The organism is Streptosporangium nondiastaticum (genome assembly GCF_003011965.1).
Lineage (GTDB): Bacteria > Actinomycetota > Actinomycetes > Streptomycetales > Streptomycetaceae > Streptomyces > Streptomyces nondiastaticus.
In genome coordinates this window covers 38,090-51,690 of sequence record NZ_PXWG01000001.1, presented here as the reverse complement: position 1 = coordinate 51,690, position 13,601 = coordinate 38,090, and the positions used below count along the sequence as shown (strand labels likewise).

The window sequence follows — 13,601 nt, the reverse complement described above, 5'->3', positions numbered from 1 at the left end:
GTGCGCATGACCTCTGCTGCCTCTGGCCCGCCGCCCGGCCCCGCCGGCCACCGTGACCTGCAGGACTGCGAACGGGCCCTGGTGGCGGCCGCAGCACGCTACGGACGGGAGCCGGGCGAGGAGGTCGTACGCGCCTGCATCGCCGTCCTCGAATCCCTCGACGCCCTCGGCCCAGCAGCCAACGGCGACGCAAACGCAGACAGCCTCCGCGTACGCACGCTGCGCGTCCTGCTCTCCGCATCCGAGCTGTGGTGGCGGAGCGGAGACGGAGACGGAAACGGCACGATCGGCATCGAGCCGTGGCCGGCCGTACCCCTGCACACCCTCGTCACCCAGGCCGAAGAAGCTGCCGCGCGCACAGCCGACCGGGCACTGCGGGCGTCCGCCCGCCACATGGCGGGCCAGCACCTGGTCGTCACCCACAGCCTCGATGCCGCGCTCACCGCGCTCTCCGAGGCAGTCGAACTCGCCCGTGCGGCGGGAGACACGTTCACCGAACTGGAAGCGCTGACCGATCTCGGGCACTGCACCGTCGGCCGGGACATGAAACTCGGCGTCGGCATGCTCGAACGGGCCGAAACACTCGCCTCCCGCCCGCCAAGCGCCTTCCTGCACCCCGAGCAAGCAGAGCTGCTTCCCATGACCCTCGCCCGGCTGACCGGCCACATCGGCGTCGCCGCGTTCGACCGCGGCGCCTTCGACACCGCCGAGAGCCGGCTCCGCGACTCACTGCACCGGCTCTCACCCGGCAACACACCCGGTCCGTACGCGAAGATGACCAACTTCCTCGGTCAGCTGCTGACCGCGGCCGGACGGTTCGAGGAAGCGGAAGTCCTCCTCACCGAAGCGGTCGGCCGGATCGCTCTGCGGGCGACCGCGAGCACCCACCAGGGCTACAACCTCGGGCTCCTCGGCAAGCTGTATCTCGAATGGGACTGCCCCGACCAGGCGGCACCCCCGCTCCTCGCCGGCTGGGAGCACCTGCGGGCCGCGCCCCACGTCTCACTCCTGCCCCTGCTGCGGAACTACCTGGGCGAGCTGCTGATGCACCCCTCCTACGCCTGCCGGGACGTCACCCGCGCCTGCGACCTGTTCACCGAGACCGTGGAGGAATGCCGCCGCACCGGCTTCCAGCGCAGCGAGATCGCCGCGCTGATGCTGGGGGCACGCGGCGCCCTGCAGCTCGGCGATCCGCAGTCGGCGCTCGCACTGAGCGAACGGGCAGTGGAACGCCTCGCAGAAGCGGGCGAAATGCCCGCCCTACGCTCCGAAGAGGTGTATTTCACCCGCTACGAGATCCTCCTGTCAGCGGGCCGTCAGGAGCACGCCGCCCCCTGGCTGGACCGGGCGCGGGCAGTCCTGCGGGCCAAGGGGCGGACCATCGCCGACCCGGCCGCGCGCAACGCCTTCTACACCCGGGTCCCGACCAGCCGGTCCATCCTGGCCGCGAGCGGACAGCGGGGGGACACTCCCTGAGCGGACGGCTCCCCCGGGCTTCCTGGGCAGCAGGGGAGACTCGACCGGTCCGAGCCTGCGGCGGCCGGGAGCGAGTGACACGGCCGGCGGATCGGATCACGGACCGCGTCGTCACCGCCCCGGAGCGTCGCGGATCCCGGGACGCCCGCTGTCAGAGGGGTGTGCCAGAGTCTGCGCATGCTCGAGATCGTAGTGAAGACGGAGAACTGGGAACGGCACGTCCGCGTGTCCGCGGAGGAGCTGGCCGGGCTGGTGCGGCGGATCGGCGGTGACGGTGACCTGTTCCTGGTGATCCAGCGGATACCCGACCTTCCTGACGTCTTCGCCCAGGTATGGCACAAGGCTGGTGGGGGCTACACGCTGGAGCACCGCGACGGTGCCGCCGACCGGCACTTCCAGGTGATGACCGACAGCCCGGAGGCCGTGATCGCGGCGCTGACCGGTTGGGCCCGCAGGGAGGCCGGCTGGGACGCCGGTCTGGATTGGTCGCTGCTCGACATGGGCCCCACCCCCGAGGTTCCGCCGCTCGACCTTGGCGAAGCCGAGCGCGAGGAGCTGGAGGAGCGCGTCCGCGAAGTGCTGGTGGGCGGTTACTCCTCTCGCGCCGAACTGGCAGAACTCGCCGAGGACTACCTGGTCACCAAGGACCGCCGGCCCGTCTCCCGCGCGCAGGCGGAGGCGCTGGCCGACCGTATGTGGCTGGAGCGTGTCGCGGAGCAGGCCGAATGGGAGGGCGAGACCGACCCCGAGCGGCTCACCCGGGCGTTCGCCGCCCTGCAGGAGGCCGGCATCACCGCCCGGGAGAACTTCACCTGCTGCCCCAGCTGCGGCCAGTCCGAGATCGGCGGCGAAGGCGAGCCCGATGCCCGCGGCTTCGTCTACTTCCACACCCAGTGCACGGACTCCGCCGCGGCCGGCCACGGCCTGACGCTCCTCTACGGCGGCTTCGACGGATCGCCCGAAACCACCGCGGCCATCGGCCACGAGGTCGTGGCCGCCATCGAAGCGGCCGGCCTCCGCACCGAGTGGGACTCCGACCCCGGCAAGGCCATCACCGTCGCCCCCTTGGACTGGCGCCGGCGCCTCATCGGCTGAACGTGCTGCGCTACGCCGCCTGTACATCACAACCCCGTTGTCCGCTGTCGAGCCCCGTGAGAGCATCAAGGTCCAATGGTCCGTCTCCTTTCTTTTACGCTGCGCAACGCATAAGAAAAGTGCGGCCGTTGTCGTGTCCACGGTTTGGAGCAATCCACCACGATCGCCGAATGACAGGTACCGTTTGATGTGCACAACAGAGATGAGAGAAGCCTGCATCGAGGATGCGAGCAACATCTTGGTGGCGCCTTCGACGCTGCAAGATGGTGACTTGACCAGGGACTTCTTCGGGTCCGTCATCACCCCGGAGGACCTTGCTTCCGGTTCGCCCGACCTCGCGCAGAAGACCGTCTACCTGTGCGGCGACATATCCGGGATCAGTAGCCGCCAACTGCATGAGGCTGCCCGGATATTCGTCATCCGGGAGTTGTCACACGGCTACCACGAGGACGCCGACACGCCTTGGTCTCTCATCGACCTCGGTCGGGTTCCCCTCCGCGTACACGGTGTCGGCGTGTACTACCGCCGCTTCTTCGGGCTCGACGCCGATCACTTCGGACGGATCCGCGCGGAGCACGAGTTCCAGTCCCTGACGGAGTCCACCAAGCCCGGAACAGCCCATCGCAGCGGAATCTATCTGACGCCCGTCACACGGCACGGCGACGAACTGCATTTCCGCCTGCTCCGGTGCTCCACGAATCTCTCGGGGCCGACCGAGGGCTTTCGCCCGACCGACACGCGCATCGTCGGGGATCTGAACCGCGAGGCCGCCACCCTCTTCCGGAACCAGGCACCACTGAATCACGTCCTTGCTCAGATCTACCACAACACCCTTGCCACGGCCGAGCGCAAGCAGTCCAAGGCCAAGATCTCGGCCCATGCCGACAAGACCAAGGACATGCCCGTCAACGGCATCATGGCCTTCTGCACGTTCTACGACGGGCTCGACAAGCTGCAGCCCCTGGCCGAAGACGCCTTCGACTACGGCGTGAAGGGTGTCAGCGGGCTGACCAGACTCCACTTCCGTCTCAAGGAGCCGAACGGAAAGCACAACGGGACAGCGCTCCCCCCACAGTTCACCCTGACTCTCTATCCCGGCTCCGTGTTCTTCATGCCGCTGTCCACCAATCGTCTGTATACGCACGAAATCCGGCCCTCGGCGTTGGACGCCGAGTCGCTCCCGACCCGCCTGGGATACGTGGTGCGCTGTTCGAGCGCCGAGGCCGTTCACAAGAACGGCAGCACGTTCCTCAAAGCGGCCGGAGATCCGGTGGAACTCCAGCCGCCCACATCGGCCGGCATGGACGAGCTGCGCAGGCTGTACGCCGAGGAGAACAGAACCTCGTCCTTCATCGACTACGGCGACAAATTTCTCTTCAGCATGAACACAGGAGACTACCTTGCCCCCCGAGCCTAGGATCTCGGACGAGATCCTCTCGTACGATTTGCCGACCGATGAGGATCTCTTTGCGGAGCTGTCCGCGTCGGTCCGCTGGGAAGAGGTAGGAAAAGGCCGACGAGGCGCCACGCTGACCAGGGTCGACGAGGCGGGTGGTGTGCCTCTCGTACGCACTACCACTCAATACGCTCACCCGACGCAGCGCTTCCGGTCGGTGCACGAACGGCTGGCGCAACGGGTTCAAGAACGTGCGGCGCTCACGGTCGGCTTCAACAACGCTCTCATCGAGAGCTACACGAACGCTTACACCACCATGGGCAGCCACTCCGACCAAGCCCTCGACCTGGCCGACGAGTCGTTCATCGCCGTCTTCTCCTGCTACCAACACCCCGAAGCGATCCCACCGAGGAAGCTGATCGTCGAAGCAAAGGGGTCAGGTGGCGAGAGGTTCGAGATCCCCCTCGCCCACAACAGCATCGTCACGTTTTCCGTCGCCTCAAATCGGCGACTCAGGCACAAAATCGTGCTGGACCCGTCCCTCCAGGCAGCGGACAACCAATGGTTGGGCGTAACGTTTCGAACGTCAAAGACCTTCGTGCGGTTCAGCGACGGACATGCCTACCTCCCGCAGGGTGCGCGCCTCACATCGGCCGACGAGGAGCAGCGGCGCGAGTTCTACCAGCTACGGCGCCGCGAGAACAAAGAGACGGGCTTCATCTACCCCCCGCTGACGTACACCATCAGCGAGAGCGATCTGATGCCGCCCGTCTGACCTTGAGGCGGTTTGAGCACCGCACTTATCAGCCATCAGCCATCAGCCGGAGACTTTCTGGCCGTCGAAAATTCCACCAACGCAGACCTTCAGGGTGGGCGAGATCACGACGACTCGCCCGCCTCCCAGCATGCACTGGTTGGCCGTGACGTCTGCGGGCGCGGCCACAGCTGTTCCCGCAAGTCCCGTCAGGGAGATACCGAGAAGAGCCGCGGAAACAGCGACAGCAATACGACGCATGTCGACTCCTGTTAGCCGGGGAGCGAGGTGAACTCAGCTCCAGGAAGGCCTGTAGAGCCGTTGTCTCACTCTCACCGTTCTCGGTCCATGCTCGTTGACGGCGCACCCTCGTGTGGGTGACCGCATTCACCCGGTTGGAGCAGGCCCGTCGTCGATCAGCACGGGCACCTGCGCCTGACCACGGACGGTATGACGGTTATGGCCGCAATCGAATCCTTGTGCCATGGTGATTCGTATGGCAGGCAATCACACCCCTTCGCACGGCCATGACCATCCACACCACGACGGCCACGGCCACCACCATGGACAAGATCACCAGCACAGCGGCCGGTGGCAGCGGATACGTCACCAGCTCGCACACCTGGTGACCCCGCACAGCCATGAGGCGATGGACAAGGTCGACACCGCGATGGAGACCTCGCGTGAAGGGATGCGCACGCTGTGGTTGTCCCTGGCGGTTCTCGGCGCGACGACCGTCGTCCAGGCGGCGATCGTCGCGGTGTCGGGGTCGGTGGCACTGCTGGGCGACACGATCCACAATGCGGCCGACGCTCTGACCGCGGTGCCGCTGGCCATCGCGTTCGTCCTCGGGCGCAGAGCGGCGAACCGCCGCTACACCTACGGCTACGGCAGGGCCGAGGATCTGGCCGGTATCGCCATCGTGCTCACCATCGCCGCCTCCTCCGCGGTGGCCGCCTATGAGGCCGTCGACCGGCTGCTCAATCCCCGCACCGTCACACACCTGTGGGCCGTTGCCCTTGCTGCCGTGGTCGGCTTCATCGGCAATGAGTGGGTGGCCCGCCACCGCATCCGCACCGGCCGCAAGATCGGCTCAGCTGCCCTCGTCGCCGATGGCCTGCACGCCCGCACCGACGGCTTCACCTCCCTGGCCGTCCTCCTCGGGGCCGGCGGCACGGCCCTCGGCCTGCAGGCGGCGGACCCGGTCATCGGTCTGCTGATCACCACCGCGATCCTCCTTGTCCTGCGCGACGCTGCACGCGAGATCTTCCGGCGGCTGATGGACTCCATCGACCCGCAGCTCGTCGACGCCGCCGAAAGCGCCCTGCGCGAGGTCGACGGCGTACGCGGGGTGGGCCAGGTCCGCATGCGCTGGGTCGGCCACTGGCTGCGTGCGGAGGCGGACATCGTCGTCGATGCGCATCTGACCGTGGTCCGGGCGCACGCCCTGGCCGTGGCAGCCGAGCACGCGCTCATGCATGCCGTGCCACGGCTGACCGCGGCGACCGTCCACACCGACTACCGGTCCACGGGCGACGATCCGCACGCCGTCCTCGCCCACCACAGCCGCACGCATCGGAGCCGCGCCCGGCTGCGTGACTACCGGTGGTCGGCCGCGCGCCGGGCCTGAGCTACGGCCGGGCCTGAGTTACGGCGGTCGGCGGGGCGGCCCCGGCGCCGCCCGCGCCGAGACCGTTCAGAAGGGTGTCGACGACCGTATCGGCGGCCTGCGCGGGGCTGAGGCCGGTCAGCTGACGCGAGGCGATGTTCATGAGCTGCGGCAGGAGCGCGCTCACCCATCCGTCCGGCAGTCCGGAGCGGAGCAGTCCCTCGTCCGTGGCGCGGCGCAGGAAGTCGGTGAGCTCGCGGACCGAGTGCTCGCGGCGCCGGCGTACGGGCTCGTCGGCCAGCATCCGACTCAGGTCGACCGGCCATGTGCGGTTGACGCCGATGATGCCCTCAACGTAGCGGTGCAGGGCGACGGCGACGGGGGCCTCGCGCAGCCGGGCGTCCTCGGTGGCCCGCTCGATGGCCGACAAGCGCGCCTCATAGATGGCCGCCAGCAACTCCTCGCGCGAGGCGAAGTTCCGGTAGACGGTGCGGCGGTCCACGCCGGCCTCCGCCGCGATGGCCGCGATGCTCACGGCCGGATCGGCGGCGAGCAGGCGTGCACCGGTGGTCATGACTGCTTCCAGGTTGCGTGCTGCGTCGGCTCTCACGCCCTCAGGATAGCCAGGGCTGAGCGAAACGCCCCGCCTATCGGCACAGGCATGTGCTTATTTGACCGTGAAGCGCTACATTGATGTGACAGTTATGGAGGAGCTCTCGGCTACGGACTTGGGAGAAAGCACGTGATCACCTACGACAAGCTCTTCATCGGCGGCGCCTGGACGGAGCCGAGCAACCCGGAACTGCTCGACATCCTGTCTCCGCACGACGAGTCGGTCGTCGGCCGCGCCGCCCAGGCTCAGCCGGCGGACGTGGACCGCGCAGTGACCATCGCCCGCGCCGCCTTCGACGCGGGCACCTGGCCGAACACCCCGCCGGCCCGGCGGATCGCGGTACTGCGCCGCCTCAACGCCCTGCGGGAGGCCCGGGCGGAGGAGATCGCGGCCGTGATCACCGCGGAGAACGGTTCCGCGGGCTGGTTCACCCGCGCCGGGCAGGCGGGCCTGTCCCGTCAGGCCGACGCCTACCTGAAGGCGGCTGAGGGACTGTCATGGGAAGAGGTCTTGACGCCTACCGACCCCTCGGCGACCGTCCGCAGCATCGTCCGCCGGGAGGCCATCGGCGTCGTCGCCGCGGTCATTCCGTGGAACTCGCCGTTCTCAGCCGCCATGGCGAAGGTCATTCCGGCGCTGCTGGCCGGCAACACGGTCGTCCTGAAGGTCTCGCCGGAGAACTCGCTGAGCATGGGCCTGCTGGCCGAGCTGCTCTCCGACTGCGGGCTGCCCGCCGGCACGATCAGCGTGCTGCCGGCCGACCGTGAGACCAGCGAGCACCTGGTCTCCCACCGCGACGTCGACAAGATCGCCTTCACCGGCTCGACCCGCGCCGGACGCCGGATCGCCTCGATCGCGGGCGAGCAGCTCAAGCGGGTCAGCCTGGAGCTGGGCGGCAAGTCCGCCGCCGTCTTCCTGCCCGACGCGGACCTGGAGAAGTTCAAGGCGGGCCTGAAGTTCTCCTCCCTGCTCAACAACGGTGAGGCGTGCATCGCACACAGCCGTACCCTCGCGCCCCGCGGCCGCTACGAGGAGGTCGTCACCGCGGTCAAGGAAGCCGTGGAGTCGCTGAAGGTCGGGGACCCGCGGGACCCGGACACGTTCATCGGCCCGATGGTCCGCCGTGACCAGCAGCAGCGGGTGCGGGACTACATCGAGATCGGCATCGAGGAGGGCGCGCGCCTGGTCACCGGCGGCCCCGAGGTGCCGGCCGGCCTGGAGAAGGGCTATTACGTGACCCCGACCGTCTTCGCCGACGTCGACAACTCGATGCGGATCGCCCAGGAGGAGATCTTCGGCCCGGTGCTGGTCGTCATCGCCTACGAGGACGAGGACGACGCCGTGCGCATCGCCAACGACTCCGAGTACGGCCTGTCCGGCGGCGTGTGGAGCGCGGACGAGGGACACGCCCTGGAGATCGCCCGCCGCATACGGACCGGCACCGTCACGGTCAACGGCACATCCGTCGGCTTCGACGGCCCGTTCGGCGGCTTCAAGGCCAGTGGCGTGGGCCGCGAGTACGGCTTCGCGGGGTTGAACACCTATGTCGAGTACAAGACCATCACCATCTGATGGTCCGGGAGACCGGCGCCGCGGCGGGGACAACCCTCGACGCGGCGCCGACATGTGTTTCTTCCGGGAGCGCCGCGAGCGACGGTTCCCGGCGGATGCCTGCACGCGGACCGGATCCGCGTGTCAGCTCACACCCTCTCAGGGGCTGCCGCTTCCTTCAGGGTGCCGTCGGTCAGCTGCAACCACCGGTTCACGCCGATGCTGTGGAGGAACCGCTCGTCGTGGCTGACCACGACGAAGGCTCCCTCGTACGAGTTCAGGGCGCTTTCCAGCTGGCCCGTGCTGACCAGGTCGAGGTTGTTCGTCGGCTCATCGAGGAGGAGCAGGTGCGGGGCCGGTTCCGCGCACAGGACGCAGGCCAGGGTGGCGCGCAGCCGCTCGCCGCCGGAGAGGACACCGACAGGCAAGTGGGCGCGGGCGCCCCGGAAGAGGAAGCGGGCGAGCAGGTTCATCCGCTCGGCCTCCGGTCGCTTCGGGGCGTACTGGGCGAAGTTCTCGGCCACCGTACGGTCCGGGTCCAGCAGGTCGAGGCGCTGTGAGAGGTAGGCGATGCGGCCGTCGGCCCGCTTGATCCCGCCGTTCTCCGGGGTGAGGTCACCGTTGAGCAGGCGCAGCAGGGTGCTCTTCCCGGCGCCGTTGGGGCCGGTCAGGGCGATGCGTTCCGGGCCTCGGATCGTCAGGTCGGCGCCGTCTCCGGCGAACACGTCCGTGTCGCCGAGCCGGACGCGGAGCTGTTCGCCGAGGAAGAGGTTCCGTCCGGCGGGCACGTTGGTGGCGGGCAGGTCCACGGTGATGCGCTGTTCCTCGCGCAGTGCGCGCCCGGCCTCGTCCAGGCGGGCCCTCGCCTCGCTGACCCGGCCCGTGTGCATCTGGCCGGCCCGTCCGGCGGACTCCTGTGCGCCGCGTTTCATGTTGCCGGCGAAGATGCGGGGCAGGCCGGCGTTCTTCAGGTTGCGGGCGGCGTTGCTCTGGCGGCGTTCGGCGCGTTCGCGGGCCTGTTGCATCTCGCGCTTCTCCCGCTTGAGCTCCTGTTCGGCGTTCCGGACGTTCTTCTCGGCGACCTCCTGCTCGGCGCGGACGGCTTCCTCGTACGCGGTGAAGTTGCCGCCGTGGAAGCGGAGTTCGCCGCGGTCGAGTTCGGCGATGCGTTCCATGCGGTCGAGCAGGGCGCGGTCGTGGCTGACCAGGAGCAGGCAGCCGCTGAAGTCCGCCAGTACGTCGTAGAGCTTGTGCCGGGCGGCGAGGTCGAGGTTGTTGGTGGGCTCGTCGAGGAGCAGCACGTCGGGTTGCTTCAGCAGCTGGGCGGCGAGGCCGAGGGTGATGACCTGGCCGCCGCTGAGGGTGCTCAGCGTGCGGTCCAGTGCGAGGCCGGCCAGGCCCAGGCGGTCCAGCTGGGCGCGGGTGCGTTCTTCGATGTCCCAGTCGTCGCCGATGGTGGTGAAGTGCTTCTCGTCGACGTCTCCGGACTCCACGGCGTCGATGGCCCGGATGATCGTGGCGATGCCCAGCACTTCGGCGACGGTGAGGTCACCGGTCAGGGGCAGGCTCTGCGGGAGGTAGCCGAGGGTGCCGGCCACGGAGACGGACCCGGTGCGGGGGCGCAGGTCACCGGCGATGAGCTTGAGCAGGGTGCTCTTGCCGGTGCCGTTGGGCGCCACGAGACCGGTGCGGCCGGAGGCGAGGGTGAAGGACAGGTCCTGGAAGACGGGGGTGTCGTCGGGCCAGGCGAAGGACAGGTTCGAACAGACGACGGAAGTGTCGGACATGGAGGTGACCTCGCGAGGAAGGATCCGAGGCAGGGCTGAGATCTCTGCCTCGGCAGCAGACAAGGGGAAGGAGGGGACGACAACGAAGCCACTGCGGCGGCGCTTCTGCGCACCGGCCGGTGGCCTGTCGGGTCCGGGTATCACCCGGAGATGTCGTCGTCCACCACCATGTCCGGTCTCCTCATATCAAGATCAGTTACGTGCCAGTGTAGCAACAGAGGTGACGGGGTGGGGGACTTGGGGGAACGATGCGGGTGTGTGGGAGTGCGGCAGGAAGGCAGGGTTGGACCCACAAGTCCAGACCCGGCGAGCCCCTCGTTCGCGAGCAACTCCCTAGGGTTTCAGGATGGTTGCGGGACCCGCCGCGAAATCACCTGTGTGCGAAGTCACGGCACGAGGGACGAGTTCCGCGCTAGGGTCGCGCTGTGGATCTTTGATACGCCCGCGTCAGCAGCTCGAGCAGGGCCTCACCCACCGCATCGACCAGCGGACCGCTGCTGTCACTGAGAGCGTCTGATTCACCGCATCCCTGATAGAGGCTGAGTACCAGCATCAGCCCCAAGGAAGGAAGACCCGCCATAGCTACCAAGACGCTGCAGATTCCCACCGCGGACGGCCGGGCCGACGCTTTCGCCGCCTTCCCCGACCACGGCGAGCGGCACCCGGGAGTCCTGCTGTACATGGACGCCATCGGCCTGCGGCCCGTGCTGGAGCAGATGGCGCGCGAACTGGCCGGACACGGCTACTACGTGCTCGTCCCCAACCTCTTCTACCGGCACGGTCCGGCGCCGGTGGTCGAACTCCCCGAGTACATCGGAGAAGACGACCGGCCCGCGGTCTTCGGCCGGCTGATGCCCTTGGTCGAGGAGCACACCACCGACCGCGCCCTGCGCGACGCCGACGCCTACCTCAAGTTCCTCACCGCCCAGCCCGAGGTCAGCGCGGGCCCGGTCGCCGCGATCGGCTACTGCATGGGCGCCGTCCTGGCGACGCGCACCGCAGCGGCCCACCCCGATCAGGTGGCCGCCGTCGCCGGCTTCCACCCCGGCTTCCTCGTCACCGACGCGCCCGACAGCCCGCACCGCCTCGTCCACAGCCTCGGCGCCGAAGTCCACTTCGGCTTCGCCGAAAACGACTTGCCGCCCGAGGCCATGAAGGAGCTCAACCAGGCCTTGGACGCCGCAGGTGTCGACTACACCACCGAGATCTACCCCGGCACCGTGCACGGCTTCACCATGTCCGACACCAGCGCCTTCAACCCCTCCGCACTGCAGCACCACTGGGACCGCCTGCTCCCGCTCCTGGACCGCACCCTGACCAAGGGCTGAGACTCCCGCTCGGGGGCCGCGCCTGAAGGGCGAGACGACCTCGGGTGTGTTCGGGTGTGTCCTGCCCGCGGAGATCAGCCGCTGCTGGTCTCCGCGGGCCGAGCACTCCGTGACCGGCGAGCAGACCAGTGACCTGAGCAGCCCGCAGGGGCCCCTCCCCCACGCTGTGAGCCACCCGTATCCGATGCCGGGACACAACCCCGCTGATCGACTTGCGGTGGCACGTCCATCCTCCCCGGTCCCGTGTTCTTCGAGACGTACGACCTGGCCACGCGACCCGTCGAACACCTCTTCGAGTTGCTGTGCGATCCCGCACCGGGGCACCTGACTAGCCGAACCACCGGCGTGACATCGGCCGACGTCCACACCGCCCACCCCCGCCGAAGGCGCCCCCACCGAAGGCGCCCACGTCACCCCGATGACATGATCAGAGTCTCGACAAGCGCCTTCACAACCCACCCTTCACCGAAAATCCGCGCCCTTTCGGGTGAAGAGTGAGATTTCTACCTAAGGGACGACAAATCGAACAGTCGAAGATGCCTATAGTATGGCGGGTGTTTTCGCGAATAAGCAGCAGAAACAAGTTCGCCGCGTTGCGACAACCACGGGCGATCCTGTGGACCACCGCGGGTGTGGTGGCCCTCGGGCTCCTCATCGCGCTGGAGATCGTCGCGCGGCGCTACGCCGGCGTGCCGGGGCCGATGACCACCCAGGTGGGAGAGGTGATCTTCGCCCCCAAGCCGGGGCCGCTGTACGGCGGCCTGGCGCTGATGATGGTGGTGCTCACCTGGCGGCAGCGGTTCATCGCGGCCGGTGTCGCGATCGGCATCGATGTCGTCTTCGTGCTGGTGCGATGGGCGCTCGACGTCAAGGTGCCCGACGGCCACTTCTTCGGCAACGGCGCTCTGTGGGTGATGCTGGGCTGTGCGGTCATCGCCGTCACTCGCCGCACCGGCCAGGAACGCGCCCTGCTGCTGAAGGGCGTCGGGCTGGGTCTGCTGCTGGTGACCGGCCGCAAGATCGGCGACACCTGGCTGCTCATCACGTCGAAGACACGCCCGATGGTGCTCGACCCGTACGTGGCCACCGCCGATCACGCGCTGGGCAACCCGTCCTGGCTGATGGGCCGGATCGTCAAGGCCACCGCCCCGATCGGTGACCACGTCCTCGACCTGGTCTACGCCCAGCTCGCGGTGGCCGCGGTCGTCGTCGCGCTGTACCAGTTGCGCAACGTGGCGGCCGAGCGCCGCTTCCCGCGCCACCACCTGGTGCGCACCTTTCTGGTGATCGGCCTCCTCGGGCCGGCCATCTACATGATCTTCCCGGTGGTCGGACCGGTCTTCGCCTACGGCCCGGGCGCCTCCGGCACCGGCGGCGTGGACTGGGCGGTGGCCAACCTGTGGCCCGACACGCTGCCGCCGATCAGTGCCCCGCACCCGGTGCTCTACGACGACCTCACCCCTCGCAACTGCATGCCCAGCCTGCACACGGCATGGGCCACCGCGATCTTCATCCATTCCCGCAAGGGCTCACGGATCCTGCGCTTCGCAGGTACGTTCTGGCTGATTGCCACGCTCAGCGCAACGCTGGGATTCGGCTACCACTACGGCGTGGACCTCGTTGCCGGCGTGGTGTTCTCCCTCACGATCGAGGCAGCTCTGCGCTCGCTCGAACGCGGCTGGGACCGGTCGGGAACCGTGCTCGTCACGTACGGCGCGACGGTCTTCGCCGCGCTCTTGGCGTCCTACCGCTATCTGCCGATGGAGATGGCCGAGCATCCGTGGGTGTTCGGGCCGCTTCTCGTTCTGGCGATGGCCTCGGTGATCTACGGCTACGTGCGGACCACCAAGCAGTGGGACCAGCAGGCGTCGAAGACCATGTCCGCGCGGCAGCTGGAAGCGCAGCCCGAGCTGGTTTGAGCAACTCTCGCTGCCGCCCTCGTAGCGAATCTCGTAACGAATTCCGTAGTCCGCCGGTGTCGTGGTCAAGGCC

General features: G+C 68.3%; 11 protein-coding genes. 8 read left to right on the top strand and 3 right to left on the bottom strand.

All coding sequences use genetic code 11. From position 1 onward, the window contains the following. The first annotated feature begins 6 nt into the window (after positions 1 to 6). From B7P34_RS00250 to B7P34_RS00235, 4 genes are all read left to right on the top strand, one after another. Positions 7 to 1,476 carry a hypothetical protein gene (locus B7P34_RS00250; RefSeq protein WP_146166660.1) on the top strand — a complete coding sequence of 490 codons (1,470 nt, stop codon included), beginning with the start codon at positions 7 to 9 and terminating at the stop codon, positions 1,474 to 1,476. A 177-nt stretch (positions 1,477 to 1,653) separates the two neighbouring features. Then, positions 1,654 to 2,571, top strand: a complete 918-nt coding sequence (locus tag B7P34_RS00245) for a DUF6891 domain-containing protein (RefSeq protein ID WP_106673690.1) — start codon at positions 1,654 to 1,656, stop codon at positions 2,569 to 2,571. A gap of 271 nt (positions 2,572 to 2,842) precedes the next feature. After that, a complete protein-coding gene (locus B7P34_RS00240) occupies positions 2,843 to 3,988 on the top strand; it encodes a hypothetical protein (protein ID WP_223267330.1) in 1,146 nt (381 codons plus the stop codon). Continuing rightward, positions 3,972 to 4,742, top strand: coding sequence for a hypothetical protein (locus B7P34_RS00235; protein WP_106673688.1), 771 nt, complete (start codon positions 3,972 to 3,974; stop codon positions 4,740 to 4,742). The genes B7P34_RS00240 and B7P34_RS00235 overlap by 17 nt, the downstream gene beginning before the upstream one ends. Before the next feature lie 42 nt (positions 4,743 to 4,784). Here B7P34_RS00235 and B7P34_RS36560 read toward each other — a convergent pair whose 3' ends face one another. After that, positions 4,785 to 4,982 (bottom strand): hypothetical protein, encoded by a 198-nt coding sequence (locus B7P34_RS36560; protein ID WP_146166659.1) that lies wholly within the window; start codon positions 4,980 to 4,982, stop codon positions 4,785 to 4,787. Positions 4,983 to 5,370: 388 nt separating this feature from the next. Between B7P34_RS36560 and B7P34_RS00230 the strand changes: the two genes are divergently transcribed. After that, on the top strand, positions 5,371 to 6,351 hold the full coding sequence (locus tag B7P34_RS00230; RefSeq protein WP_223267329.1) for a cation diffusion facilitator family transporter: 981 nt from the start codon (positions 5,371 to 5,373) through the stop codon (positions 6,349 to 6,351). 1 nt (position 6,352) lies between these two features. Here the strand turns inward: B7P34_RS00230 and B7P34_RS00225 are convergent, their stop codons facing one another. Beyond that, the gene (locus tag B7P34_RS00225) at positions 6,353 to 6,940 is read right to left on the bottom strand and encodes a TetR/AcrR family transcriptional regulator (RefSeq protein ID WP_189382251.1); all 588 of its coding nucleotides are present in this window, start codon (positions 6,938 to 6,940) and stop codon (positions 6,353 to 6,355) included. Positions 6,941 to 7,072: 132 nt separating this feature from the next. Between B7P34_RS00225 and B7P34_RS00220 the strand changes: the two genes are divergently transcribed. Further along, positions 7,073 to 8,515 (top strand): aldehyde dehydrogenase, encoded by a 1,443-nt coding sequence (locus B7P34_RS00220; protein ID WP_106673686.1) that lies wholly within the window; start codon positions 7,073 to 7,075, stop codon positions 8,513 to 8,515. Positions 8,516 to 8,643: 128 nt separating this feature from the next. On the opposite strand, the gene abc-f is transcribed toward B7P34_RS00220, so the two are convergent. Then, a complete protein-coding gene (gene abc-f, locus B7P34_RS00215) occupies positions 8,644 to 10,281 on the bottom strand; it encodes a ribosomal protection-like ABC-F family protein (protein WP_106673685.1) in 1,638 nt (545 codons plus the stop codon). A 539-nt stretch (positions 10,282 to 10,820) separates the two neighbouring features. Here abc-f and B7P34_RS00210 point away from each other — a divergent pair. Both B7P34_RS00210 and B7P34_RS00205 read left to right on the top strand, forming a co-directional pair. Beyond that, positions 10,821 to 11,609 carry a dienelactone hydrolase family protein gene (locus tag B7P34_RS00210; RefSeq protein ID WP_353620224.1) on the top strand — a complete coding sequence of 263 codons (789 nt, stop codon included), beginning with the start codon at positions 10,821 to 10,823 and terminating at the stop codon, positions 11,607 to 11,609. Positions 11,610 to 12,202: 593 nt separating this feature from the next. Next, entirely contained in the window at positions 12,203 to 13,528 is a 1,326-nt protein-coding gene (locus tag B7P34_RS00205) for a phosphatase PAP2 family protein (RefSeq protein ID WP_223267328.1), read from the top strand. Positions 13,529 to 13,601 lie beyond the last annotated feature (73 nt).

Coding starts and splice junctions, on each gene's coding strand:
- B7P34_RS00250 (WP_146166660.1), top strand. CDS start 7: ATGACCTCTGCTGCCTCTGGCCCGCCGCCCGGCCCCGCCGGCCACCGT.
- B7P34_RS00245 (WP_106673690.1), top strand. CDS start 1,654: ATGCTCGAGATCGTAGTGAAGACGGAGAACTGGGAACGGCACGTCCGC.
- B7P34_RS36560 (WP_146166659.1), bottom strand. CDS start 4,982: ATGCGTCGTATTGCTGTCGCTGTTTCCGCGGCTCTTCTCGGTATCTCC.
- B7P34_RS00230 (WP_223267329.1), top strand. CDS start 5,371: ATGGACAAGGTCGACACCGCGATGGAGACCTCGCGTGAAGGGATGCGC.
- abc-f (WP_106673685.1), bottom strand. CDS start 10,281: ATGTCCGACACTTCCGTCGTCTGTTCGAACCTGTCCTTCGCCTGGCCC.